The following is a 24,988-nucleotide window of genomic DNA, read 5'->3' on the forward strand; positions in this document are numbered from 1 at the left end:
TCGACTCCGCTCAATGTGACAAAACTCGTCCAAATTTTATAATATCTATTTTAAACATGAAAAGGATTTACAACAAAAGTAAATCCTTTTCTTACCTCCTAACCTACGGGATCATTTGTTTCCATGAGTCATATTATCCAAGAATCCAAAAATTATCACACTTCCCCTTATTCCAAATTAAACTCGATTTGCTATTCAGAGTCAGACTCTAATTATCACGAGCATTTCGAAAAATATATTTATGATCTTCCTTTCGGTCAGGTTTGGGATACCTATGTGACTATTGATCCAGCCAAGGCCTGGGCTGGCCGGATGATTCATTTCAATCAGCTTTATTCTAGAGAAACGGGAGAAGAGGTTTTCCCAGGACAGGAATATTTAGGAGGAATGGGAGTTGGCCAGGTAATTATCCTTAACCTCCACGTATTCTTTGGCGCCATAAAACTGACAGTGGGCCATGAGGTGATGGAAGTGGATAAAAACAAAAAACTGATCCGAATCTGCTATTTGGAAAATTCAAAATCAGAAGGAAGTCAGTTCATCACCTTTAAATCTTTACCAAACGGAAAGACAGAAGTCTCTCATAAAACATTTTATAGAAGTGGATCTTGGTTTCGGGACAAAATCATCTACCCTTATTTCCATACCAAAGCTATCAATGAGTTTCACGGCAATGTGCGAAATGCCATTCCAAAAAAGAAATAGAAACCACATCATTCCACCCTTCAAAAAATAGATTAGAGAGCCAATTTACCATGGCTCCTTTTTTCATGGTCTCATCTTTGTAAATTATAGGAAGATATAATCAGGAAACTGAATCAATTTTTCTATGAAAGACGCAAAAAAACAGACTTTTGATGCCATTATCATCGGCTCAGGCCAGGCCGGAAATCCTCTTGCATTTGCCTTAGCAGAGCAAAATTTGAATGTTGCTCTGGTGGAAAAAGGGAAATTCGGAGGGACTTGTGTCAATACTGGCTGTACCCCAACAAAAGCTTATGTAGCAAGCGCTAAGCGCGCCTGGGAAATAAAAATCCGATTTGGGAATTCCTAACCCCAAATTGGATAAAATAGATTTACAAAAAGTAAAAGAAAGAAAAGACAAAATTGTTGCAGGTTCTCATGACGGTCTAGTAGAAGGATTTCGCAAAGAAAAGCGGATCAATACCTTTCAAGCAAAAGGATATTTCTTGGCCCCAACCACCGTCCAGGCTGGATCTGCAATCCTTACTGCCCCCAAAATCTTTATTAATGTGGGAACTAGACCAAGAATCCCTAGTGGTTTCGAAAATGTAAACTACCTCACCAATGAAAGTCTTCTTGAACTAGAGGAATTACCCGATCATTTAGTCATTATAGGCGGAAGCTATATAGGACTGGAATTTGCGCAGATCTTTCGAAGGCTTGGAAGCAAAGTCACGATTATTGAAATGAGCGATCGATTGATCTCGAAGGAAGATCCTGGTATCTCGAATAGAATCCGCAAAATATTGGAATCAGAAGGAATTAATGTTTTGTGCAATTCCCATTGCCTCGAAGGAAAAAACAATCCAAATGGAGGATTAACAGTTTTGATGAATTGTGGAGGCAAAAAGAAACAAGTATCAGGTTCTCACTTGCTTTTGGCAACGGGTAGAAAATCTAATATTGACTTGATCAATCCCCTAGCCGCGGAACTTGAGGTAGACGAGAAAGGCTTCGTGCAAGTCAATGACCTCTTGGAAACGAATGTAAAAGGAATCTATGCTTTGGGGGATTGCAATGGAAAAGGAGCATTTACCCATACTTCCTACCATGATTTTGAAGTGCTCAAAAACCAATTATTCGGAAACAAAGCAAGAAAAGTGAGTGATCGAATTCTCAATTACGCTTTGTATACGGATCCACCTCTAGGAAGGGCCGGAATGAACATTTCTCAAGCCAAAAAATCAAATAAGAAAATCCTGTATGCCGAAATGGAAATGTCGCAAATCAATCGCGCTCGAGAAAAAGGTGAAACAAAAGGAAAGATGGAAGTAATAGTAGATGCATCGACAGAACAAATTTTGGGTGCCACAGTTTTGGGAATAGGAGGAGATGAAATCATAGGGGTATTCCTGACTGCCATGTATAGTAAGATGACATATAAAACATTGATGAATTCAGTCCAAACTCACCCAACTGTCACAGAGTTGATTCCTACTTTACTGCAACAAGTGAAACCCTTAAAATCCGAATCATGAAAAAGTCTCATAAACTTTATGCTATTCTAAATTTCTTGGTATTGATTTTTGTCATTTATTGGAATTATTCAGTAGGTGTAAAAGGCTTGAATGGCAACACAGTAAGCTCCTTAAGCTCTGAATACCAGAACCTTTTCACCCCTGCTGGATATGCATTTTCTATCTGGGGAATTATCTTTTTATCGCTTTTGGCTCAGGCAATTTTCTTCATTTCCAGGGCATTCAGTAAAACCAAAGATTCAGATTTCCTTTCGCAAGTTGGTCCTTATTTAATACTTGCTAATATAGGTAATGGGTTATGGATCTATACCTGGTTGATGGAGTATACCGGTATCAGCGTGGTCGTGATGTTGGGAATTCTAGCCTCGCTCTTAATTGTGGTACTAAATACAAACATGGAAAAGTGGAATGCACCTAGACCTATTATTTTCTGGCTTTGGTGGCCAATTTGTATCTATGGCGGTTGGATAGCAGTGGCTACCATTGCCAATATATCAGCCTACCTTGCTAAAATAGGGTGGACAGGTCCATTCACTGAGATTACATGGACCATCATCATGATTGGAATAGGAACCCTGGTTAATCTATTTATGATTTACACTAGAAACATGAGAGAATTTGCTATGGTAGGTGTCTGGGCTTTTATTGCCATAGCGGTCAGACACTGGGAAAGCATTCCAGCCATTCAGTGGACAGCCCTGATAAGTGCTAGTGTTTTATTTATAGCAGCAAGTATTCATGGGTACAAAAACAGAGCAACCTCTCCCTTTAAACTGAATTGAATTAGGAGGAAAAAGTTTATTCAAGATAGGAGGCCATTGAAATTTGACCCGTAAATAGGTTTGGAATAAAAATCCCAGAATTAAAAACCCTGGGATTCTATTTTCAATCCTCACTTACATTCAAATAGGAATAACCCATCTGGCCTAAAGTAATAAAAGTAGTTTTAGCAGAGACTGCCATATTTACCATAGAAGTAATATTAGAAGCATCCAGGTTATAAAAAGCCATGCTTTGTCCACATACATAGAACTTCACTCCCACCTCTTCCAAGGCTTTGATAGCTACTAAATTGGGATTCGGTTGACTATATTTACTTTCGTAGTTTTCCTCATTCAGGATTGCCTGTACCAAACCTCCATGAATCACCGCAGCAATTTCTATTTTTTCAGGAGGAACCCCATTGGCAATATTTAAATTGTAGGTTCTAGCAACTTCCAAAATAGCAGAATGAATGGCTGTTGAATCCTTGACTGTACCATACAAATCAATGGCTACTTTATAATCCAATGCTGGGTTATAGGTCATTAGTGGATCTTGAACAGGCATCACACCTACCCAAGGATGAAAATCCAATACTGGGTAAGTAATTTTTTCCTTGATATGGGGAGGGATATCTTCTTGGGCAAAACTGTGCAAAGTTGAGACTAAAAACAGGATCAATAATACGGGGATAAAATTTTTCATAAAAATTTGATTTAAAGCTGATTAGAAAAATAAACATAAAAAAGATCAGTTCACCTTATTTAAAACTTCTTTTATAAATTGATTGCAAAATTCATCTGGATTAGCTTCAAAAATTAATCAAAAGCCATTGATTTAAATCCATATAATTAAACTTACTTTTGACCCATATTTCAAGTCAAAACGGCTACTTTAAATCTCTATGATCCTTTCTCTATTTTTATTGATCATTGGACTATTACTCCTAGTAAAAGGAGCAGATTGGTTAGTGGATGGGGCCTCTGTTTTGGCAAAGAAATACAACGTTTCTGACTTGGCAATAGGCCTGACCATCGTTGCATTTGGAACCTCAGCGCCCGAACTAGTCGTAAATTCTGTGGCTGCTTCGGGAGGTTATCCAGATATTGTTTTTGGTAATGTCATCGGTTCAAACAACTTCAATTTGTTTATCATCCTAGGCATTGCAGGATTAATAACGCCACTTTCGGTTCAGTCAAGTACCGTCTGGAAGGAAATCCCCTTCTCGTTATTGGCAGCCATTGTTCTTTTAGTATTTGCCAATGATTATTTTTCGAGCCCCAGCCCATTCTTATCAAGTTTGGATGGACTCATTTTATTGGGATTCTTTGCCGGATTTCTTTATTATGTATTCACTCAATTAAAATCTGAGGAAACTATTGAGTCGGTTGCACAAAAGGATTACTCCAATTTCAAGATCTGGAGGCTGATTTTCATAGGGCTTGCAGGACTTGTAGTTGGAGGCAAACTCGTAGTGGACAATGCGGTTTCCATGGCCCAGTCTTTAGGAGTAAGCGAAAAAATCATCGGATTGACCATTGTAGCGGCAGGGACTTCACTTCCAGAACTTGCTACTTCAGTGGTAGCCTCCATGAAAAAGAATAATGACATCGCCATCGGTAACATTATCGGCTCCAATATTTTTAACCTTTTTTTGATCCTGGGGGTAAGTTCCATTATTCGTCCACTAGCGTTCAAGCAAATTTTCAATTTGGACATTTATATCCTTTTAGGAGGCACCATTTTCCTGTTTCTAGCGATGTTTACTGGGAAAAGAAAAAGTCTTGACAGATGGGAAGCAGCCATCTTACTTCTAGCCTACTTGACTTATACTACATTCCTAGTCTTGAAGGAAATTTCCATGTCCAATGATTCAATATTTTAATATCCAATTCAAATAGATTTTCCAAGCGAGTACTTGCATTCTTTGTATTTTTCTTTCCATCCTAAGTTTTAGGCCTTTGATCAATTATTATCAGGAATCCTCACTATTTCAGAATATCTTTTCAGCTAATTACCCGAATTCATAATTTGATTTGGGTATACCCAAAAGTCAAACCTAGCCCTCTTCTCATGATTACATTCCCAAAATTCAGTTTGGGGAAATTCGGAGCTTTATTTCTATTTGCAATACTTTTAAGCTCAATCGGATTTTCTCAACAAAATACAGCCAAACTCACGGGGAACATCCAAGAAAAATCTACTGGAAATCCGCTAGGATTTGCTTCAATTGCCATTTATTCAGCCAAAGACAGTTTGGTGGCGGGAGGGATTTCTGAGGAAAATGGGAAATTTTCCATTGAAGTACCGAATGGTGAGTTCTATGCTTTGGTGGAATTCATGGGATTTGAATCTTATCAAAGTGACATGCTCACCTTCTCTAGAGAAAACAACAAGATCGATCTGGGCACCATTGAACTAGAAAGTGCTGCTGGTGACCTGGAAGAAGTAGTGGTACAAGGTGAGAAAACATTGATGGAATTATCGCTCGATAAAAGGGTTTTCAACGTAGGAAAGGACCTTGCCAATGCGGGTGGAACTGCAAATGACATTTTGATGAACCTGCCATCTGTGTCAGTGGACCCTGAAGGAAATGTTAGGCTTCGAGGTTCTTCGAACGTAAGAATTCTAATCGATGGCAAACCGTCTGGATTGGTAAGTTTTAAAGGAGGAGCCGGACTTAGACAACTTCAAGCCAACATGGTCGAACGAGTAGAAGTAATCACCAACCCATCAGCTCGATATGAGGCAGAAGGAATGGCAGGCGTCATCAATATCGTCCTTAAAAAAGATAATAATCAAGGGTTCAACGGATCTTTTGAAGTAATTGTCGGCACTCCTCTGAATTTGGGTTTTTCAACAAATCTAAACTACCGAAAAAATAGAATCAACTGGTTTATCAATTATAGCCTCGCTCGTAGACATCAGCCAAACGTAAACGAATTATATCAAGAAGTCTACAACGAAGATGGTACAACTTCCATTTTGAGTCAGAATAATGCAGGAATTCTCAAAGGATTCAATAATAATATCAGAGGAGGACTTGATTATTATTTTAATGAAAAAAGTATTCTGACAGCATCTTATCTCTGGAGAAGAAGTGATGCAAGACGCATCACCGATATCCGATATGAAGATTATCTAAATAATTTTGATACTTATTTAGGTTACTCACTGAGACAACAAGATGAAACTGAGGCAGAGCCAAATTCAGAAGTAATTGTGAGTTACAAAAAAGTTTTGAGCAGAAGGGGCATGAGCTCACCACTGCATTTACTTATTTGAACTATTGGGAGCGATCTGACCAAAAATTCACAGAGTCCGCTTATACACCAGATGATCAACTGATTCCTGGTTCCGATCTACTTCAAACATCATTGAACGATGAATATGAAAATCAGTATTTACTTCAATTGGATTATGTCAAGCCTTTGCAAAAGAGGGGAAATTCGAAACAGGTTTGCGCACCAGCTTCCGTGAAATGGAAAATGACTTTGTAGTCTCAGAAGAAAATGAAAGTGGAGAGTTGATCCCACTCCCTGGCTTAGACAATATTTTCCTTTACAATGAAAACATCCTGGCTGCATATGGGATTTTGGGAAATAAAACTGGTAAATGGAGCTATCAAGGAGGCCTGAGAGTAGAACATACTGATGTGGAAACCATTCTGGTAGAAACAAATGAACGGAACCCAAGGAAATACACTAACCTTTTCCCAAGTGCCCACTTGACCTATAATATTACATCAGAAAATGCTTTTCAATTAAGTTATAGCCGAAGAGTTCGAAGACCTGTTTACAATGACCTCAGTCCTTATGTGACCTTCTCAGATCAACGAAATTTCTTTAGTGGCAATCCGGATTTGAATCCTGAATTCACGGATGCATTTGAATTAGGACATATCAAATATTTTGAAAAAGGGACACTTTTCTCTACTGTTTATTTTAGAAACACAACTGACAAAATTGAACGCATCCGAACCGTAAATGAGGATGGATTTTCTGTTACGGCGCCTTACAATTTAACTGGTGAAAAATCCTTCGGAGTAGAATTCAGTTCAGATTATAGAGTAAACGAATGGTGGAAGCTAGATCTAAATTTAAACTTCTTTCATGCAGATATTGACGGAAGTAATATTGAAGCTGATTTTCAGGCTAAAACCTATAGTTGGCTGTTAAGGCAAACATCTCGATTTACTTTAAGCAATGGACTCGATATTCAAGTTCGCGCAAACTACGATGCTAGGCAGAAAACTGCTCAGGGAATCAGAAAAGGGATTTTCTTTATGGATCTTTCCGCTTCAAAAAGCATCTTTGGGGAACGTGGAAACCTGATACTCACTGCCAATGATATATTCAATTCCCGTAGAAATCGATATATAATCGAAGGTGAAAACTTCTTTACAGAAGGAAACTCACAGTTTATCCGAAGACAGGTAAATCTCACGATGAGCTACCGTTTAAGACAATAAATTAAAAATAAGCCCATTACATCTCCTAGGTAAATCATCGATTTACAGGAAAAATAATTGCCTCATGTGGAAATTCTCAATGTTGGTACTGATCCTTTCTGTACCACTCATTTTCTTCTAGCCCAAAAATAAATTCATCCTACCAACTGCATATCCAAAAAGCGAGTTCTGAAATAATCATTGATGGGGTTTTGGATGAACAGGCATGGAAAGATGCAGAAGTTGCTACAGACTTCTTTATGATCACTCCCATGGACACCAGTTTTGCCAGAGTGAAAACAGATGTACGGATGACTTATGATGAGGAAACACTTTATCTTATTGTAGTCAATCACCATGCGGTAGAAGGTCCATATATGGTAGAATCTCTTCGGAGAGATTTCTCATTTGGAAAAAATGACAACTTCCTATTGTTCATGGATCCATTCGACGACCAAACCAATGGCTTTTCTTTTGGTGCCAATGCGGCCGGAGCTCAATGGGACGGAATCATGTACAATGGTGGAAGTGTGGACTTAAGCTGGGATAATAAATGGAGATCCAAAGTGACCAATTATGAGGATAAATGGATTTTTGAAGCTGCAATCCCATTCAAATCCATCCGCTACAAAAAGGGCATTACAGAATGGGGTATTAACTTTTCTAGGCTAGACTTAAAAACCACAGAAAAATCAGGATGGGCTCCTGTACCAAGACAATTTCCTTCTGCTTCTTTAGCTTATACTGGTTCTTTAATTTGGGATGAAGCTCCTCCACAAACGGGGGCTAATATTTCTGTTATTCCCTATGCTCTGGGAGGATTTAGAACTGACGTGGCTGGAAGTGGAGAAACTGAATACAGAAGAGAAGTTGGATTAGATGCAAAAATTGGATTAACCTCTTCACTCAACTTGGATTTAACGGTCAATCCTGATTTCTCTCAAGTAGAGGTGGATAGGCAAGTCACTAATTTGGATCGCTTTGAGCTATTTTTCCCAGAAAGAAGACAATTTTTCTTAGAAAATGGAGACCTCTTTGCAAGTTTTGGGTATGAAACTATTCGCCCTTTCTTTTCAAGAAGAATTGGCTTGAACGCCCCCATTCAATTTGGAGCAAGACTTAGTGGGAAAATCAATAAAAACTGGAGAGTGGGTGCCATGAATATGCAAACTGGCGAAGTAAAAGAAGATGCCTTGCCTGCTCAAAACTTTACGGTCGTTTCAGTGCAACGACAGGTCGGAGCCAGATCAAATATTACGGGGATGTTTATTAACAAACAGTCCTTGAATTACAATCCTGACCCTAACACCGAAAACCCTATCTACTCTCAATTCAATAGGAATGCTGGGATTGAATACAACTTGGCATCCTCCAATAATTTATGGACTGGAAAGGCCATGTTTATGAAAAGCTTTGGTCCCGAAAATATCGATAATGGTTTTGTACACGCAGCCAACCTCAAATATTCCTCAGGCAATTTGACTTGGAACTGGGAGCATCAATATGTCTCTGAAAACTATACAGCTGAAGTAGGATATGTGCCAAGAAACGGTTTTTACAAAATCAATCCAGAAGTCAGTTACTTGTTCTTCCCAAAAAGTGATAAAATCCTAAATCATGGGCCAAAGGCTGGAATCAGATATTTCTTTAATATAGATGGAGAAAAAACGGATAACACCACTTTCTTGGCCTACAATGTAAAGTGGAGAAGCCAAAGTACTTTCCAGGCTTGGGTGTCTACTGACTATGTTTTACTTCAAAGACCATTTGACCCTACAAATTATAGTGGAGACACCCTGGCTAGGGGTACAGAACACCAATGGTATGCAGTTGGGGCTGAATTTACTTCCAAACCTCAAAGCGTATTCACCTATGCCTTTACCTCTAGATTTGGAGGGTATTATGCAGATGGAAAACGTTATAATGTTACAGCAGATATTGGGTACAGATTTCAGCCTTACGTCAGCATCTCAATGAGCGCCAATTACAATGATATTCATCTTCCAGAACCATGGAATCGCACCAATTTTTGGTTAGTAGGACCTAGAGTTGATGTCACTATGACCAATACCTTGTTTTTCACTGCTTTTGTTCAGTACAATGAGCAAATCGAAAATATTAACCTGAATACGCGCTTTCAATGGAGATTTAAACCTGCTTCAGATTTGTTCCTAGTTTATACTGACAATTATCTACCTGCTCCATTTTATACAAAAAACAGATCCTTGGTGCTAAAATTCACCTATTGGTGGAATATTTAAGAGATGAACTTCCCTAGTTATGGCTATGGCTAACAATAAAATTTAGTTAAATTAAAAGACACTTTTAATTTAATGCTGCCATGAGACGATTATCCCTAAGTAAGCTATTCATTTGCCTGGGCATTTTTGTATGCTTTTCTATATTTAATGAAGTACAAGCACAGAAATTCCCAAAACCACCAACAAAGCCAATTGTAAAAGGTCAGATGATAAATAAAGAAAGCCGTCCAATACCAGGAGCCACTATCATTGTAAAAGGAACCACTACAGGAACCGTTTCGGATATCAATGGATTTTTCCAATTGGACTTGACTCAATTCACGGAAAAGCAAGTAACATTGGTTTTTGGTTATGTGGGTACAGCTCGAAAAGAAATGGAAGTGATTTTAAAAGATTTGCCGAAAAGCTATGGCCAAATCAAATTAAAAGATGCAGCATTTTAGTTCTGAGTTTGTATACAGAAGCCTCTTCTAAATACCTTGGCATAATTATCAAAAAATGAAAACAGGTCATGATTGACCTGTTTTTCTTTTGAATTAACATCAAGGGTAAAGTCTACCAATATTATCTTATTTTTAAGACTACAATTCGAATAAAAACGCCATGCGATTTCCAATACGACTTCTCTTCTTAAGTATTCTATGTACGATTTTCTACCATCTGGCCTCAGCCCAGACCTCTGAATTATTGAGTCTGGAAAGAATCTACGCCTCAAACGAATTTCGTCAAGAGAGTCTTCAACCTATTCAATGGATTGAAGACGGAGCGGCTTACGTCACCGTGGAAAATGGAAATGCCTTGACTCGTTGGGATAGCAAAACATTGGAAAAATCAGTTTATGTGCCCGGAGTTATTGTCAATGGAGAACGCATTAATATTGAATCCTTTAGTCTTTCTGAAGATGGCAGCAAGGTTTTGATATTTACTAATTCAAGCAGAGTTTGGAGATCCAATACCAAGGGAGACTATTATGTATATGACCTGAACGAAAAACTATTGAAGAAACTAGGAACTCAATTTGAGCCCTCCTCGCTAATGTTTGCAAAGTTTTCGGCAGATAACTCACAAGTGGCCTACGTACAGAAGTTCAATTTATATCTGGAGGATTTTGAAACTGGAAAAGTCACTCAATTAACCACAGATGGTACTGACAAAATCATTAACGGTACTTTTGATTGGGCCTATGAAGAAGAGTTTGGCAAGCGTGATGGGTTTGCATGGAGTCCTGATGCCAAATTCATTTCTTATTGGCAGATCGATGCCTCGAATATTGGCACTTTTTACATGATCAACAATACTGATTCTGTCTATTCCAGACCTATTCCATTGCAGTATCCAAAAGTGGGAGAAGAACCTGCAGGTGCCAAAATCGGATTGATTGACATGGATTCAAAAAAGCCTTATGGATTCCAATTCCTGGTGGTGAAAAAGAAAATTATCTCCCTGGCATGCAATGGATCAATGAAGATTTATTGTTGATCCAACAGATGAATAGGAAGCAAAACCAATTGACCATCTGGACTTATCGGCCTTCAAATGCTGATTTGAAAAAGGTTTATGTGGAAACTGAAGAGACCTGGGTTGACTTGGCTTACCCCGATTTGTCTCGATATGGCTGGAGTGATAATAGTTTGCCTTTGGTAGACGATGGCAAGGCATTTTTGCGCATGACTGAAAATGATGCTTGGAGGCATATTTATAAGGTGAATATAGAGTCCGGAGAAAAACTTTGATTACTCCAGGTGAATTTGATGTGGCTTCTTTTGGGGGTGTTACTGACAAAGAAGTCTATTTCATCGCTTCTCCAGACAATCCTACCCAGCGCTATTTATATGCGATTGACCTGGCAGGAAAAGGAAAGCTTCGAAAAATCACACCTACTTCGTACTCAGGAGTCAATACCTATAATATTGCACCAAATGGGCAAGTGGCAGTTCATAACCACCAGAGCACAAAAGATCCACTCACCGTGAGACTAGTAAGTCTGCCAAAACATGAAACCATCAAAACGTTGGTAGAAAACAATGCCTATAAACAAAAACTCGCCTCCCTAGCACTACCGGAAATAAAATTCACAACAGTTACCACCTCGGAAGGAGTAACCCTTGATGCCCGAGTGATTTACCCCATCGACTTTGATGAGACAAAGAAATACCCGGTACTTTTCCATGTATATGGAGAACCTTGGGGAGCTGTGGCCATTGACACGCAAGTAGGTCTTTTCAATATCATGCTTGCTCAAAAAGGATATGTCATAATCGACATGGATAACCGGGGAACTCCAACCCTTAAAGGAAGTGCTTGGAGAAAAATCATTTATAGAAACATAGGCAAAGTAAACGCCCAGGATCAGGGATTGGCTGCTAAGGAAATTTTAAAACTTCCCTATTTAGATGAAAACAGAGTAGCTGTTTGGGGATGGAGCGGAGGTGGCTCCATGACTCTCAATTTATTATTTAAATTCCCTGAAGTTTACCAAACGGGAATGTCCGTAGCATCGGTTTCTAACCAATTGATTTATGACAATATCTATCAGGAAAGGTACATGGGATTACCCCAGGAAAATTTAGAAGATTTTATAGAAGGATCCCCTATCACTTATGCCAAAAACCTAGAAGGTAATTTATTGTTAGTGCATGGAACCGGTGATGACAATGTACATTATCAAAGTGCGGAAATGTTGATCAACGAGCTCATCAAACACAACAAACAGTTCCAGGTAATGCCATATCCGAATAGATCCCATGGAATTTATGAGGGTGCTGGTACCTCTTTGCACCTTTACACTTTACTGACAAATTATTTAATGGAACATACCCCAGTAAATTAAATATTTAGGAGTCGTTTATTTGAAAGTCAAACTAATTTTTGTTCATTCGTATGAGAAATTAGTAGACCTATGAACCAACTAACAAATCACCACAAAACCAGTGGATTGAAACGATTGCTGAATTTTCGTTCAATTCCTGAAAAAACTAGAATTGTACTCTTTTCAGCATTATTTCCTGTGCTTACTTTGGTTTCAATGACCTTTGCCCATGACTCTCAAACTACCAAGCATAAAAACCAGGTAGTCAACGGCAAAGTGATCTGCGCCTCAAGGGATATGATCGGTTCTGTGGTATCCGTGAAAGGAACCTCTACTGAAACAATCACAGACACCTTTGGGAATTTCACATTAGACCTAAGTAATGTTAATCAACATGAAGTGACCTTGGAATTCAATAAAGAGGGGTTTGAAGAAAAAGAGATTACAGTAAACCTAAAAACACTTCCTAAAATCCTAGAAATAGTAACCTTGGAAAGAGCATATTAAAATGACACAAAACCTAAAGCGATCTGTTTTAGGTTTTTTTATTGTTCTATGGAATTTGCATCAAATAAAAGGATCTCTCCTTCCTCGATTTCTATTTTTAATTCAATAGGATTACAACATACCTCGCAATCTTCAATGTATTGTTGCTTGGAAACTGAGGGGTCTATCAGCATTGATATCTCAGCGAGGCAATAGGGACATTGAAAGTAATGTTCAAGCATGGTATTTATGATTTATAGAAGATAAGAATCCATTTTTAAAGAGAACTTATAAAGAAATTCTTAATTTATATGAATGATTGAAAAAATTTCGATACCAAAACCTTGTTCTGAAAACCCCTCTAACTTTACTCCGACAAGTAAAGGAGGCTTCTGCAACTCTTGCCAAAAAGAAGTGTTTGACTTCCGGAGAATGAGTAATACAGAAGTACTAGATTTCATTCAAAAGAACTCTGGAAAAACCTGTGGGATTTTTAGACCAAACCAATTGGAAGTTCAAGAAATTCCTCCCAGAAAAGTCAGTTTCCCAGGTTTATGGGCATTCGGCTTTTTAGGGTTTCTAGGATTGGCAATTCCTGCTGAGGCTCAAATCACATCAAAACCAAAGACAGAAAAAACCATGGCTGAGAATTTTGAGGCCATACCTTTGGAGTACACTTACTCACTAAAAAAACGATCAAGGGTAGAATACTTGACACCAACAAAGAGACAATTCCAATCGCCTCAGTTTTAATCAAAGGATTCAAAATAGTAACTACAACAAATATCGATGGAGAATTCACACTGTTAATCCCAGATGAATTTACAAAGGAAAAATTCGAACTTGTTATTTCATTTTTAGGCTATCAACCTAAAGAGATTGAAATTTACCAATCAAATTTACCAATTGGCTTGGGTGATATCTTTCTTGAAGAAAGTGGTGAATTAATAGGAGAGTTAATAGTTATTCAAACCAAAAAGTCATTTTGGCAGAAAGTCAAAGGAGTCTTTAGAAAGGAAGATAAAGCAAGCTGTGGAAATGAATCTCACCAACATTCTTAAACCAAAAAAAACCCTCGAAACCTAAACGTTCCGAGGGTTTTAACCTAACCTATTTTATAATTACACTTCAACAGGAGCATCTATATTTTTAAAATACACCTGTTTATCTGCATCTAAGTCAACCAATACGGCTGAATCATTTTTGATATATCCAGCAAGAATCTGCTTAGACAATTCATTCAAAATCAGGCGCTGCATGGTTCTTTTCAATGGCCTTGCTCCAAAATTGGGATCAAAACCAACCTCTCCCAAATAATCCAGAACTTCTGTAGTCGCTTCAATTTCAATGTTTGCTTCAGCAAGTCGTTTTTGAATTTCTCTCCACTGAATATCGACGATTTTTCGAATGATCTTTTTGTTCAAAGGTTCAAACATTATCACCTCATCAATTCTATTTAGGAATTCAGGACGCACAGACTGCTTCAATAAATCAAAAGCTTCCTGTTTAGTTTTTTCCATGATTTCCTCTTTGTTCCATTCCTCGATTTCAGCAAACCTCTCTTGGATCAAATTGGAACCGATATTAGTTGTCAAAATGATGATGGTATTCTTGAAACTCGCAATTCTACCTTTATTATCAGTCAACCTTCCATCGTCCAAAACTTGAAGTAAGATGTTAAATACATCAGGGTGTGCTTTTTCTATCTCATCCAACAAGACCACAGAATATGGCTTTCTCCTTACTGCCTCCGTCAATTGGCCACCTTCATCATACCCCACGTATCCTGGAGGTGCTCCTACCAATCTACTTACTGCATGTCTTTCTTGGTATTCGGACATGTCAATTCTAACCATGGCATTTTCATCATTGAATAAGTACTCAGCCAAGGCTTTGGCCAATTCTGTCTTACCTACCCCAGTGGTACCCATGAAGATAAAACTACCAATTGGACGTTTCGGATCCTGTAAGCCTGCCCTACTTCTTCTGACCGCATCAGATAAGGCAGTGATTGCTTCTTTTTGTCCAGCCACTCGTTTGCCCAATTCTTCCTCCAAGTGCAATAATTTCTCTCGCTCAGATTGGATCATTTTTGACAAAGGAATGCCAGTCCATTTAGAAACAACTGCGGCAATGTCTTCATGATCTACTTCTTCTTTCAGCAAGGGAGATCCAGATTGCATCTCAGCCAATTGCTTTTTGAAAGATTCTAGCTTTTGTTCTGCTTCTCCGATTTTACCATATCGTATCTCTGCTACTTTCCCGAAATCACCGGCACGCTCCGCTTGTTCAGCCTCTAATTTGAATTTATCAATATTCTCTTTTTCACGCTGAATACCAGTAATGACCGCTTTTTCACTTTCCCACTTTGCTTTCACACTATCCCTCTTCTCAGAAAGCTCTGCTAATTCTTTGCTAAGGACGGTTTCCTTATCCTTATTTTTTTCTCTACGGATAGCTTCTCTTTCGATTTCCAACTGCATGATTCTTCTATTCAATTCATCCAGTTCCTGAGGAAGGGAGTCAATTTCCATTCTCAATTTGGCTGCAGCCTCATCCATCAAGTCTATGGCCTTGTCTGGAAGGAAACGATCCGAAATGTATCTCTGGGAAAGCTCCACAGCAGCTATTACTGCATCATCCTTGATTCTTACCCCATGGTGCAATTCATACTTGTCTTTGATACCTCTCAAGATGGAAATAGCATCTGCAGCATCCGGCTCATCCACTATGACAGCCTGGAACCTTCTTTCCAATGCTTTATCCTTCTCAATATATTTCTGGTATTCTTTGAGTGTGGTAGCACCGATTGCATGCAATTCACCTCTAGCCAAAGCAGGCTTCAACAAGTTGGCAGCATCCATTGCACCTTCTCCTCCACCTCCTGCTCCTATCAGCGTATGAATCTCATCGATGAATAGAATAATTTCTCCTTCTGCATCTGTCACTTCTTTGATTACAGCTTTCAATCGCTCCTCAAACTCTCCTTTGTATTTGGCACCAGCTACCAACAAACCCATATCCAAAGAGATCAAAGTTTTTGATTTAAGGTTTTCTGGAACATCACCAGATACAATTCGCTGGGCCAAACCTTCCACAATGGCAGTTTTACCTACACCTGGCTCACCTAATAAGATGGGGTTATTTTTAGTCCTTCTTGCTAAAATTTGAAGAACCCTTCTAATTTCTTCATCACGACCAATAACGGGATCTATTTTCCCCTTCTTAGCCATATCGTTCAGGTTTTTAGAATATTTCTCTAAAGCCTGATATTTACTTTCTGCATTTGGGTCTGTCACTTTATTGCCTTTTCTAAGTTCTTTTATTGCCTCGATCAAAGGTTTTTCGGAAATCCCCTGATCTTTTAAAATCCTTGAAGCAGGGTCCCCTGCCGCCAGAATGCTCAATAGTAAATGCTCAATTGCCACATATTCATCCCCAAAAGTTTTCAAATAATCTTTTGCTTTGGTCAATACTTGGTTGGCAGCATTACTAAGGTAAGGTTGTTGTCCTCCACTTACCTTTGGCAAACGCTCTAATTGCTCATCCAATTTCTGGTTGAGCAATTGCTTATTCGCACCGAGTTTTTTGAATAAAAAATCGGTCACATTTTCATCCTCAGAGAAAATTCCTTTCAGTATATGAGCGGGCTCGATATTAGGCTGACCTGCAGCTGATGCCAACTCCACCGCTTTCTGAATCGCCTCTTGGGACTTGATTGTAAATTGTTTGAAATCCATTATAGTTGGTTTTTTTATGTTTCTAATTTGAATGAGTACATCAGGAATTTCTCAAATTTCTCCAATCCCGGATGCAACACATTTTTTATTTAGCAAATCCAACTCCAAGTGCATTTTCAAGTCATTATGACCGATAAATATGCTTTTTATTCAAAATTTCGGATTTTTTGACAGTAAAAATATTCTTAACCCTTAAAAAAAGACGTTGAGTTACCAGATCCCTACTACCTACTTTTGCTCCTTGACTTCGGCCAAGTCTCCAATATCAATAGCTAAGTTAGGATGCTCTTCTTCCAACTGACTAGCTAATGCCTTGCTAACTTTTGTATTCCAGACATACACACTTTGCAAGCTCTTAATTTGGGCAAGCGAATTCAGTGTAGAATCCCCCACAGAGGTATTATAAAGATTGACAGTTTCTAAGTTAATCAACTTCCCCAATGCTGGGGCACCTTGATCACTGATGGGATTATTATCCAACAATAATTTTGTGAGATGCTGAAATTCTGCAATAATCCCTAAGGATTCATCTTTGATATCTGATTCACCCAAGTCAAGCCAAGTGATTTGCTCTCCAATCTCTTTCAATGCCTCAATATTTTCACTTTTCAACTTCCCGATGGCAACTACCTCCAGGAAATTATTTTCTTCAGATAAGGTAGCAATTCTAAACCCTTGCCCCCTGATCTCATTCAATGTTGTTTCAGGAACAGCTGCTACTTGTACTTTTTCATAATGAGCCTTTTTTCTAGTAGAAAGCCCATAAGTACTTTCAATCAATTCTTTGATTTCTTTAGGAATCTCTTCACTCGTCACACTTAATTGTTGATCAATTCCATTTTCAATCCAATACTTCAGCAGGGTTATTTCTCCATAAGAAAGTCCCGCGCCTTTGGGGGGCATAAACTTTTTACTTTCAGGATTCAACGTCACCCGTTGGTACAATTCACTGGTCGAAAGAGAGCCTTCCTCAATTGCAGGACCTGTCTCTCCCCCAAGTTTCAAATCCTCAAATGTCAAAACACTCAGTCCTCCTTTTTTGATTCCCCCTTGTGGCAAGAGGCACATTTTTGAATTAAAACTGGCTGGATTATATGTTCAAATACCAAAGTAGAATCTGCATCCTCAGGAAAAGAATAGATGCCCTTTACTGATTCAGCATTGGAAACTAATTCCTGAATAAAGGAAGGAGCATAATCAAAAAGGTATCCTTCACCATGTGTGAGATTCCCTCCCAAATGTCCCGTAACAGAAATACAGATCGCCAACATCCCCAAACAAACCCCAAGCTGCTTTTTCTGTTTGTTAATTTCAGAATCAAGAAAACTGATTTTCAATCGCTCTCTAAGCGGTATCCCAGATGAATTTTTATCGAACAATCCTAAGATCAATAGCAATGAAGCAACAGAAAGTAAGGCAACGACAATTCCCATCCACCTATGCCAGGATAGGGTTCCTTCGGGATAACCTCCTTCGGTAGCAAGAAAAAACCCAAATACCACTGCTAAAATTGCACTGATGGCACTCAATAGCAGGATCAAAGGAAGTGAAGTCAATAAGAAACGAAACTTCTTAAAAAGCGACAAAAGGAAAACTGCTACTCCCAGGAGAATAAAGCCAATAGGAAGATGGACTATTAATGAGTGAAAACGCCCAAAAAATAAGGTGGAATCTGATTGCAAAAAGATATTCAACATACATTTAAAATTGACTTATTTAAAGATAACATTTGTACCTTACATTTATGTAATACAAATTCTTGTAGATTAAATTAAATTTGGATAATGTTATTCCCAATGATCAATTTTTTCAAAACATTCATTCTTCTTAGCTCTATTTTTAGTTTTCTATTCTCATGCAATAAGCCAAAGGAAAAGCTCACTCTGAATAACTCAACTGATTATCTATGGGAAGACCAAACGGATATCTACTTGCCCAAAACGGCAGAGTGGACAAATCGAGTCGAAGCGGCAGACCTCAATCAGGATGGTAAGGTAGATCTGATTTTCGCGAATGGGGGAGATTATTCTGAGCCGGGTGCCTTAGAATCTAGCCGGATATTTCTTAACCAAGGCCCAAACACGCCATTTCTAGAAATCACCAAACAAGTCTTTGGTGAGGATAAATTCTATGCTAGAGTGATTAAAGCTAGGGACTTAAACCAAGATGGTTTTACAGATTTTTTGGTAGGCAACACTTTTCAAACCCAAAGTGAATTTTACCTCGGGCAGCACAACGGCTCATTTCTCAGAGTTACAGACACTCATCTACCCGATATGAAAGCAAGTGTAGGAGATTTGGAATTTGGAGACGTAGATGGAGATGGAGACCTTGATGTAATTTTATCTGATTGGGGCCCCGGCTCCAATATGAATAATGAAGGAGGCAAAACTCTATTATGGATTAATGACGGATTTGGAAAATTTGAAGATGTCACAGATTCCCAGATGCCAGACATTCTAATCCAATTCTCTTGGGATTTGGAATTCTTTGATTTCGATAATGATTTTGACCTAGATATTGCCATTTCATGTAAAAGGTGTGGCACCAGTCGAATTTTTGAAAATAATGGAAAGGGTCATTTCAAAGACAAAAGGATGTTACCTGCATATACCAATAATTATGAATTTGAAATTGCAGATATCAATCAAGATGGATTCTTAGACCTAGTCACTGTCAACGATGGGGAAATTGTAGATGGAAAATCTTGGTCCAGACGAGAGCATATTTTTGTAAATGACAGTGCCAAGAGATTCCTTGATGCTACCTCTCGACTTTGGCTGGACCAAGACAATACAGGTGAGGACGATAACAATGTCGCATTTTTGGATTATGATTCCGATGGTGATCCTGATTTTATCCTCAGTTCGCTCACCGGAGAAGACCGATTGTTGATCAATGATGGAACTGGAAAATTTAAACTTCAAGAAAGCATTCTCTCCGGAGATCTCACCCCTCATACACTTTCCTTAGTCTTCGCTGATCTCAACAATGACCATCAAATGGATATTATTATGGGACAAGGAGAAGGAGAAGAATCCATAGAAGAACGAATCTATATAGGTAAAAAAATCCAAGCAGATGTAGCTGCTCCTATTATTTCTCATCTTACACAGACAACCTCTGCTGTAGGAACAAAAAAGTATTTGCTCGAATAACTGACAATAAAAGTCCTAGCATGCCACAGGACTGGAAAGAGGTGGTAGTGATCTCAGGCACAAAAAAATTCCGATGACTTGGTACGGAGAATATTTATGGGTCGCCGAGCTCTCAGAATTAGAATCCGAAAAACCTATAGAAATTTGCGCCACTGATGCAGCGGGAAATCAAACCTGTAGAAAGATTAATTGAAAATTTAGCTTAAAATATCCCTGACAACATTCCCTTCCACATCAGTTAATCTGAATCTTCTACCTTGGAATTTATAAGTCAACCGCTCGTGATCCAATCCCATTAAATGAAGTAAAGTCGCATTGAGGTCATGTACATGTACAGGGTTTTCGACAACATGGTAGCCGAAGTCATCCGTTCTTCCATAAGTCACCCCTTCTTCACTCCTGCTCCTGCCAAAAGCATGGTATAGGCGTCTGGATGGTGATCCCTTCCAAAATTATCCTTGGTCAGCTCTCCTTGCGAAAAACAGGTCCTACCAAATTCTCCTCCCCACACGACCAAAGTATCTTCCAATAAACCTCTTTGTTTTAAGTCCAAAATTAAGGTGGCACTCGCTTTATCTACCTCTTTGGCACGCCTCGCAATACTTTTAGGCAAATCATTATGATGGTCCCAACCCCCATGGTATACTTGAATAAATTTCACGCCACGTTCCGCTAATCTCCTTGCCAACAAACAATTACTGGCAAAGGTCCCCGACTTTTGCTATCCTCTCCATATTGCTCATAAATGTAATCTGGCTCACCTTTGGTATCTACCACTTCGAACAGAAGTCTGCATTCTAAAAGCCATTTCATATTGAGCCATTTTTGCCTTGATAGAGGGGTCTTCCCAAAATTCAAATGCACCTTCTTGCATTTTTTTTAAATAGTCCAACTGTTCTCTCCTAGCTGCTTCTGTGACCCCAGGAGGATTTGTTAAATACAAAACAGGATCTTTACCTCCACGAAACCGCACTCCTTGGTGCTCAGCCGGCAAAAATGCGCTGGAATATAATCCTGCAAAGCCACCTTCTAATCCTTCGGTTTTCAAAACAATAAACGCAGGTAAATTCTCATTATCAGAACCTAAACCATAGCTTATCCAAGACCCAAAAGAAGGTCTTCCAGGAAGTTCAGATCCAGTATTAGTAAACATCTGCGCAGGTTCATGTTGAACAGAGGCCGTATGCATGGACTGAATTTTACACAACTCATCAGTGATTTTTGACATATTCGGAAGCAAATCACTCATCCACATCCCACTTTCACCATGCTGCTTAAAATTCCAACGTGTACCCACCATGGGGAAAGAATTCTGTGTAGCTGCAGTTCCGGTCAGTCGATCTCCAAATACGCTTGAAGGCAGATTTTCTCCATTCATTTTAACCAACTGAGGTTTGTAATCAAATAAGTCCAATTGGGAAGGTGCCCCTGCCATATAGAGGTATATGATTCTTTTAGCTTTTGGGACGAAATGAGGTTTATTTCCAAACGCAAAAAGCGAGGTAGGATTCAACAAGGAAGCGAGCGAAACCGCTCCTATCCCCAAAGATGTTTTTGTCAAAAACTCTCTCCTAGTCAAAGGTATATGTATATGATTATGTCCCATGGTTACCTTTTCATATAGGTTTCATCAAAATTTAAAATTGAATTTGCCACTAAGGTCAATGCAGCAGTTTGCGTCTTGTCAAGCGCTAAATCTCTTGGCAATTCTCCTACAGCCAATAAAGAATCAGCTGATAAAGGATTTTCCTGAAAATGCGTATAGGCACTTTCATAATATTCTTTTAAGGTAGCCAATAGTTTCTCATTTGGAGTAACTCCTGTAGCTAGTCGAAAACTTAGTTTAAGCCGATCTTCTAATGTCTCTTCCTCTTTGATTACCCTTTCAGACATAAACCTGGAAGCTTCTATAAACTGAGGTCCATTCAATAAATTCAGTGCTTGAAGGGGCGTATTTGTATTGACTCTTTTCGTAATACAAATCTCCCTGTTGGATGCATCGAAGGTGATCATGTAGGGTGCAGGAGAAAATCTTCTCGTAAACGTGTAGAGACTTCTCCGATGGAGGTTACTTCCTGTATCCTGTTTGTATTTATGTAACTTGAATGAGAAATCTCCCAATTCCTCCCATAATCCTTCTGGTTGATACGGCTTAACACTTGGACCTCCTATTTTTTTATCTAAAATACCACTGGATGCCAAGGCATTATCTCGGATAAATTCTGCGGGAAGTCTATAACTACTTGACCTGGCATAATATTTATTTTCAGGATCAGCTTCGTACTTCTCAGGATCAGCAAAAGAAGATTGCTGGTAGGCAGCTGACATCACCATCAATTTCAGCATACTCCTCAAATCCCAACCACTATCCATAAACTCATACGCTAACCAATCCAATAACTCAGGATGAGTAGGCAGGTCTCCCTGAATCCCAAAATCTCCGGAAGTCTTAACGATTCCTGTTCCAAAGATCATTTGCCAATACCGATTAATGATTACCCTTGATGGCAAAGGATTGTCGGGATTTATGATCCATTTTGCCAGCCCTAACCTATTTTGAGGATAATCTTCAGGAAAAGGAAGGACATTTTCCGGAGTACTTGGTAAAACTTTTTCTCCATAATCATTATAAACTCCTCTCTTCAACAAGAAGGTAGGCCTGGGTTCCGGCATATCTTCCATTACCATCACTTCTTGGGTCTTTTCCAAAATCTCCAATTTCGCTTTTCTTAGAGAGCGAATATTATTCCTGAGTTGAATGGCTTTTTGTTCCTTAGCTAATAAATATTCCTTGGAGTTTTCAGAAGACAATTGAATGGAAGAATTTCCTACTAAGCTTGCCATTTCCAAACTAGTAAGTTCCCGATCAAAGAGTTTTACCTCATCCATGTATCCTTTATAAATACCAGGATCAAGAAAAAAAGACGATGCTTTTTCCTAATCGAACAGGCAGCGTATCAATTTTTGCCGTGTACTCATCAATAGGTAAAATACTCCTCGACAGCTGATCTGAAACAACACTCACTTGTTGACTTTCGCCATCCATATAAAGTGTAACACCTGCTGCATTTCCAGTTCCATCATAGGAAAACCCTACTTGAGTCCATGTCTCAAATTTCACAGACTTTTCAGTAATCACTTCCAGATAATCATCGGGAAGTCTATGAATGAGGCGTACAGATAGATGGTTTGCGGAATCCAAAAACATTTCCCATCCTCGGTAAAATCCTAAGAAATTATTACTGTTTCCAATGATGTTTTGAATATGCCTCTTTTCATTTTCTTGAGGTTTAATCCAAGCACTTGCAGAAAATGAATCATATTGATCAAAAAGCCAACCTTATTCAAACTGACATAATCATAATCATCATCAAATAATAACCCTTTCCCTTTCCAGCCATTCACCAATTCTACACCTAGGGTTGCCTCAGCGTTTTTATTATTATCAAGGATCAAGATTTCCTCGTATTCTTTTTTCTTTTTTTGTTTGCCTTTTTTAGGGAATCAATTTTAGCTTTTTCCTTTGCTGTTTTAGTCTTGTACTCCTCTGCTTCTTCCTCAGCAAATGGGTTTCTTCTTTTCTTCTCCTTTTTAATCTTTTCAAACGACTCAAACGAATATGAAGCAATTTCTTTTGGAAGTAATTTATCGGGAGAAATTGTCCCTACATAATCCTTGATTTCACTCACTTGATATTCTTCTAAAATCTTTTCTTTTTGAAGAATTAATTGATCCAAGGAGTCTAACTTTTTTCGTTGATAGTCTTTAAAAAGCATCAAGGTGGGAGCTCTATTCAAATCGGTGGGACCCAATCCAAATTCATCTATGCTGTTGAAAAAGCAGATAGTTGGAAAAAATTCTTTTGACTGATTGGATCAAATTTATGGTCATGACATCTGGCACATCCAATGGTAAGGCCCAGAAAAGCTGTACCAGTTGTCGCGGTTCTTTCAGCCACATATTCTACTCTGTATTCTTCTTGGATGGAACCTGCTGAAGCCTCCATGGGATTAAGCCTATAAAATGCCGTGGCCAATTTATCTTCAGTAGTTCCATTTGGAAGTAAGTCCCCAGCAACTTGTTTGGTAATAAAGTCACTGATAGGAATATTATTTTTAAAGGCATTAATCACCCAATCCCGGTAAGGCCAAACCTCCCTATAACCATCAAATGAAACTCCATGAGAATCGGCATATCTGGCTATATCCAGCCATTCCATGGTTAACCGTTCCGCATGCTCTTGGGATGCAAGCAGTCTATCCACCACCTTCTCATAAGCACGTTCAGAGTTGTCATTTAAAAAATCATCAATCTGTTGGATGGTAGGTGGAAGTCCTGTCAAATCCATCGTCACTCTTCTCAAAAGTCTTTCTTTGTCTGCTTGAGGGTTAGGAGAAAGTCCTTGTCTTCCCAATTCAGCTTGAACAAAATAATCAATCTCATTATTCCTTTTCCAGTCCTCTTTAACTTCAGGAATCGCAGGAGATTCCACTTTCAAAAAAGACCAATGCTCTTTCCATTCCGCTCCTTGCTCCACCCATTTGGCAATGGTCGCAATTTCGGCTGGAGTAAGAGTGAGATTCGATTCTGGCGGAGGCATAACAGTCTCAGGATTTAGACTAATCATCCGGTGATACACTTCACTACCTCCTAAACTTCCTTTTGAAAATGCCCTATTTCCGGAGGACAACTTCATAAACGCATTTTCCTCAATATCCAATCTCAATCCCGCTTTCCTTGATCCTTCGTCTGGACCATGGCAAGCATAGCAACGGTCAGCCAAAATTGGTTTAACATGGAAATTATAATCTATTTTTTCTGGTAAAGTCTCATATGCCAACTCCACATCTTCTGGCAAGGAAGGCTGACAGCCGAAAACCAACAAGAGACCTAACAAAGAAAGTATAGGGATTTGCGCCGCCAAACGAGACGATGAAAAGCTATTTGGGTTCATAAAAAAATATTTATATCCAATTTAGCAAATTACTCTTAATTCACTGAAAAATAGACAAATAATTATCTTCAAAAAATACAATTAAGGATGTAGTAGAACGTACAAACTCATAAAAAAGCCCCCAAAAAAAATGATACTTTTTGGAG

General features: G+C 38.7%; 25 protein-coding genes and 3 pseudogenes. 17 read left to right on the forward strand and 11 right to left on the reverse strand.

The window, feature by feature from the left end; translation table 11 throughout:
- Nucleotides 1-123: 123 nt before the first annotated feature.
- From V8V91_RS11985 to V8V91_RS12000, 4 genes are all read left to right on the forward strand, one after another.
- Entirely contained in the window at nt 124-705 is a 582-nt protein-coding gene (locus V8V91_RS11985; RefSeq protein WP_373400258.1) for a hypothetical protein, read from the forward strand.
- Between the two features lie 124 nt (nt 706-829).
- Nucleotides 830-1,054 carry an FAD-dependent oxidoreductase gene (locus tag V8V91_RS11990; protein ID WP_373400260.1) on the forward strand — a complete coding sequence of 75 codons (225 nt, stop codon included), beginning with the start codon at nt 830-832 and terminating at the stop codon, nt 1,052-1,054.
- 7 nt (nt 1,055-1,061) lie between these two features.
- The gene (locus V8V91_RS11995) at nt 1,062-2,222 is read left to right on the forward strand and encodes an FAD-dependent oxidoreductase (protein ID WP_373400261.1); all 1,161 of its coding nucleotides are present in this window, start codon (nt 1,062-1,064) and stop codon (nt 2,220-2,222) included.
- Entirely contained in the window at nt 2,219-3,004 is a 786-nt protein-coding gene (locus tag V8V91_RS12000; RefSeq protein WP_373400263.1) for a hypothetical protein, read from the forward strand. Before V8V91_RS11995 ends, V8V91_RS12000 begins: the two co-directional genes overlap by 4 nt.
- Nucleotides 3,005-3,107: 103 nt before the next feature.
- On the opposite strand, the gene V8V91_RS12005 is transcribed toward V8V91_RS12000, so the two are convergent.
- Entirely contained in the window at nt 3,108-3,689 is a 582-nt protein-coding gene (locus V8V91_RS12005) for a DsrE family protein (protein WP_373400264.1), read from the reverse strand.
- A 199-nt stretch (nt 3,690-3,888) separates the two neighbouring features.
- Between V8V91_RS12005 and V8V91_RS12010 the strand changes: the two genes are divergently transcribed.
- From V8V91_RS12010 to V8V91_RS12050, 9 genes and pseudogenes are all read left to right on the forward strand, one after another.
- A complete protein-coding gene (locus V8V91_RS12010; RefSeq protein ID WP_373400265.1) occupies nt 3,889-4,869 on the forward strand; it encodes a calcium/sodium antiporter in 981 nt (326 codons plus the stop codon).
- Nucleotides 4,870-5,057: 188 nt separating this feature from the next.
- A complete protein-coding gene (locus V8V91_RS12015; RefSeq protein WP_373400266.1) occupies nt 5,058-6,269 on the forward strand; it encodes a TonB-dependent receptor plug domain-containing protein in 1,212 nt (403 codons plus the stop codon).
- Nucleotides 6,266-7,455 (forward strand): annotated as a pseudogene (locus V8V91_RS12020) (outer membrane beta-barrel family protein). Before V8V91_RS12015 ends, V8V91_RS12020 begins: the two are co-directional and overlap by 4 nt.
- Before the next feature lie 191 nt (nt 7,456-7,646).
- The gene (locus V8V91_RS12025; RefSeq protein WP_373400267.1) at nt 7,647-9,695 is read left to right on the forward strand and encodes a DUF5916 domain-containing protein; all 2,049 of its coding nucleotides are present in this window, start codon (nt 7,647-7,649) and stop codon (nt 9,693-9,695) included.
- 80 nt (nt 9,696-9,775) lie between these two features.
- Nucleotides 9,776-10,138 carry a carboxypeptidase-like regulatory domain-containing protein gene (locus tag V8V91_RS12030; protein WP_373400268.1) on the forward strand — a complete coding sequence of 121 codons (363 nt, stop codon included), beginning with the start codon at nt 9,776-9,778 and terminating at the stop codon, nt 10,136-10,138.
- Nucleotides 10,139-10,298: 160 nt separating this feature from the next.
- Entirely contained in the window at nt 10,299-11,174 is an 876-nt protein-coding gene (locus tag V8V91_RS12035; RefSeq protein WP_373400269.1) for a DPP IV N-terminal domain-containing protein, read from the forward strand.
- On the forward strand, nt 11,144-11,428 hold the full coding sequence (locus V8V91_RS12040; protein ID WP_373400270.1) for a DPP IV N-terminal domain-containing protein: 285 nt from the start codon (nt 11,144-11,146) through the stop codon (nt 11,426-11,428). Before V8V91_RS12035 ends, V8V91_RS12040 begins: the two co-directional genes overlap by 31 nt.
- Nucleotides 11,425-12,525, forward strand: a complete 1,101-nt coding sequence (locus V8V91_RS12045; protein WP_373400272.1) for a prolyl oligopeptidase family serine peptidase — start codon at nt 11,425-11,427, stop codon at nt 12,523-12,525. The genes V8V91_RS12040 and V8V91_RS12045 overlap by 4 nt, the downstream gene beginning before the upstream one ends.
- A 69-nt stretch (nt 12,526-12,594) precedes the next feature.
- Nucleotides 12,595-13,011, forward strand: coding sequence for a carboxypeptidase-like regulatory domain-containing protein (locus V8V91_RS12050; protein ID WP_373400273.1), 417 nt, complete (start codon nt 12,595-12,597; stop codon nt 13,009-13,011).
- Between the two features lie 38 nt (nt 13,012-13,049).
- On the opposite strand, the gene V8V91_RS12055 is transcribed toward V8V91_RS12050, so the two are convergent.
- Nucleotides 13,050-13,232: a CPXCG motif-containing cysteine-rich protein gene (locus V8V91_RS12055; protein ID WP_373400275.1), complete on the reverse strand. Its 183-nt coding sequence runs from the start codon at nt 13,230-13,232 to the stop codon at nt 13,050-13,052.
- Between the two features lie 172 nt (nt 13,233-13,404).
- Between V8V91_RS12055 and V8V91_RS12060 the strand changes: the two genes are divergently transcribed.
- The 3 genes and pseudogenes from V8V91_RS12060 to V8V91_RS12070 all read left to right on the forward strand — a co-directional run bounded on the left by V8V91_RS12060 (nt 13,405) and on the right by V8V91_RS12070 (nt 14,051).
- A complete protein-coding gene (locus tag V8V91_RS12060) occupies nt 13,405-13,743 on the forward strand; it encodes a hypothetical protein (RefSeq protein WP_373400277.1) in 339 nt (112 codons plus the stop codon).
- A pseudogene (locus V8V91_RS12065) lies at nt 13,743-13,832 on the forward strand (hypothetical protein); the annotation flags it as partial. The gene V8V91_RS12060 and the pseudogene V8V91_RS12065, both read left to right, overlap by 1 nt.
- 69 nt (nt 13,833-13,901) lie before the next feature.
- Complete coding sequence (locus tag V8V91_RS12070; protein ID WP_373400279.1) at nt 13,902-14,051, forward strand: hypothetical protein; 150 nt, start codon at nt 13,902-13,904, stop codon at nt 14,049-14,051.
- Nucleotides 14,052-14,111: 60 nt separating this feature from the next.
- Here the strand turns inward: V8V91_RS12070 and clpB are convergent, their stop codons facing one another.
- From clpB to V8V91_RS12085, 3 genes are all read right to left on the reverse strand, one after another.
- Nucleotides 14,112-16,730, reverse strand: a complete 2,619-nt coding sequence (clpB, locus tag V8V91_RS12075; protein WP_373400280.1) for an ATP-dependent chaperone ClpB — start codon at nt 16,728-16,730, stop codon at nt 14,112-14,114.
- Nucleotides 16,731-16,958: 228 nt separating this feature from the next.
- Nucleotides 16,959-17,789 (reverse strand): c-type cytochrome domain-containing protein, encoded by an 831-nt coding sequence (locus tag V8V91_RS12080; RefSeq protein ID WP_373400281.1) that lies wholly within the window; start codon nt 17,787-17,789, stop codon nt 16,959-16,961.
- Nucleotides 17,756-18,427, reverse strand: a complete 672-nt coding sequence (locus V8V91_RS12085; RefSeq protein WP_373400283.1) for a DUF2231 domain-containing protein — start codon at nt 18,425-18,427, stop codon at nt 17,756-17,758. Before V8V91_RS12085 ends, V8V91_RS12080 begins: the two co-directional genes overlap by 34 nt.
- Nucleotides 18,428-18,661: 234 nt before the next feature.
- Between V8V91_RS12085 and V8V91_RS12090 the strand changes: the two genes are divergently transcribed.
- Nucleotides 18,662-19,888: an FG-GAP repeat domain-containing protein gene (locus V8V91_RS12090; RefSeq protein WP_373400284.1), complete on the forward strand. Its 1,227-nt coding sequence runs from the start codon at nt 18,662-18,664 to the stop codon at nt 19,886-19,888.
- 197 nt (nt 19,889-20,085) lie between these two features.
- On the opposite strand, the pseudogene V8V91_RS12095 reads toward V8V91_RS12090, so the two are convergent.
- The 6 genes and pseudogenes from V8V91_RS12095 to V8V91_RS12120 all read right to left on the reverse strand — a co-directional run bounded on the left by V8V91_RS12095 (nt 20,086) and on the right by V8V91_RS12120 (nt 24,842).
- Nucleotides 20,086-21,494, reverse strand: a pseudogene (locus V8V91_RS12095) (DUF1501 domain-containing protein).
- A 2-nt stretch (nt 21,495-21,496) separates the two neighbouring features.
- Nucleotides 21,497-22,777, reverse strand: a complete 1,281-nt coding sequence (locus V8V91_RS12100; RefSeq protein WP_373400286.1) for a DUF1553 domain-containing protein — start codon at nt 22,775-22,777, stop codon at nt 21,497-21,499.
- A 22-nt stretch (nt 22,778-22,799) separates the two neighbouring features.
- On the reverse strand, nt 22,800-23,183 hold the full coding sequence (locus V8V91_RS12105; protein ID WP_373400674.1) for a LamG-like jellyroll fold domain-containing protein: 384 nt from the start codon (nt 23,181-23,183) through the stop codon (nt 22,800-22,802).
- Nucleotides 23,117-23,344, reverse strand: a complete 228-nt coding sequence (locus tag V8V91_RS12110) for a hypothetical protein (protein ID WP_373400287.1) — start codon at nt 23,342-23,344, stop codon at nt 23,117-23,119. Before V8V91_RS12110 ends, V8V91_RS12105 begins: the two co-directional genes overlap by 67 nt.
- Nucleotides 23,341-23,685: a hypothetical protein gene (locus tag V8V91_RS12115; protein WP_373400289.1), complete on the reverse strand. Its 345-nt coding sequence runs from the start codon at nt 23,683-23,685 to the stop codon at nt 23,341-23,343. The genes V8V91_RS12110 and V8V91_RS12115 overlap by 4 nt, the downstream gene beginning before the upstream one ends.
- A 26-nt stretch (nt 23,686-23,711) precedes the next feature.
- Complete coding sequence (locus tag V8V91_RS12120; protein WP_373400290.1) at nt 23,712-24,842, reverse strand: DUF1549 domain-containing protein; 1,131 nt, start codon at nt 24,840-24,842, stop codon at nt 23,712-23,714.
- Nucleotides 24,843-24,988 lie beyond the last annotated feature (146 nt).

Origin of the sequence: Algoriphagus halophilus (assembly GCF_041729275.1) — a bacterium.
GTDB classification, from domain to species: Bacteria; Bacteroidota; Bacteroidia; order Cytophagales; family Cyclobacteriaceae; genus Algoriphagus; species Algoriphagus halophilus_A.

Excerpts from the sequence above, each read along its gene's own strand:
- V8V91_RS12085 (WP_373400283.1), bottom strand. The coding sequence starts at position 18,427 with ATGTTGAATATCTTTTTGCAATCAGATTCCACCTTATTTTTTGGGCGT.
- V8V91_RS12120 (WP_373400290.1), bottom strand. The coding sequence starts at position 24,842 with ATGAACCCAAATAGCTTTTCATCGTCTCGTTTGGCGGCGCAAATCCCT.
- V8V91_RS12050 (WP_373400273.1), top strand. The coding sequence starts at position 12,595 with ATGAACCAACTAACAAATCACCACAAAACCAGTGGATTGAAACGATTG.
- V8V91_RS11990 (WP_373400260.1), top strand. The coding sequence starts at position 830 with ATGAAAGACGCAAAAAAACAGACTTTTGATGCCATTATCATCGGCTCA.
- V8V91_RS12035 (WP_373400269.1), top strand. The coding sequence starts at position 10,299 with ATGCGATTTCCAATACGACTTCTCTTCTTAAGTATTCTATGTACGATT.
- V8V91_RS11985 (WP_373400258.1), top strand. The coding sequence starts at position 124 with ATGAGTCATATTATCCAAGAATCCAAAAATTATCACACTTCCCCTTAT.
- V8V91_RS12040 (WP_373400270.1), top strand. The coding sequence starts at position 11,144 with ATGCAATGGATCAATGAAGATTTATTGTTGATCCAACAGATGAATAGG.
- V8V91_RS12030 (WP_373400268.1), top strand. The coding sequence starts at position 9,776 with ATGAGACGATTATCCCTAAGTAAGCTATTCATTTGCCTGGGCATTTTT.
- V8V91_RS12010 (WP_373400265.1), top strand. The coding sequence starts at position 3,889 with ATGATCCTTTCTCTATTTTTATTGATCATTGGACTATTACTCCTAGTA.
- V8V91_RS12000 (WP_373400263.1), top strand. The coding sequence starts at position 2,219 with ATGAAAAAGTCTCATAAACTTTATGCTATTCTAAATTTCTTGGTATTG.
- clpB (WP_373400280.1), bottom strand. The coding sequence starts at position 16,730 with ATGGATTTCAAACAATTTACAATCAAGTCCCAAGAGGCGATTCAGAAA.
- V8V91_RS12100 (WP_373400286.1), bottom strand. The coding sequence starts at position 22,777 with ATGGATGAGGTAAAACTCTTTGATCGGGAACTTACTAGTTTGGAAATG.
- V8V91_RS12015 (WP_373400266.1), top strand. The coding sequence starts at position 5,058 with ATGATTACATTCCCAAAATTCAGTTTGGGGAAATTCGGAGCTTTATTT.
- V8V91_RS12055 (WP_373400275.1), bottom strand. The coding sequence starts at position 13,232 with ATGCTTGAACATTACTTTCAATGTCCCTATTGCCTCGCTGAGATATCA.
- V8V91_RS12005 (WP_373400264.1), bottom strand. The coding sequence starts at position 3,689 with ATGAAAAATTTTATCCCCGTATTATTGATCCTGTTTTTAGTCTCAACT.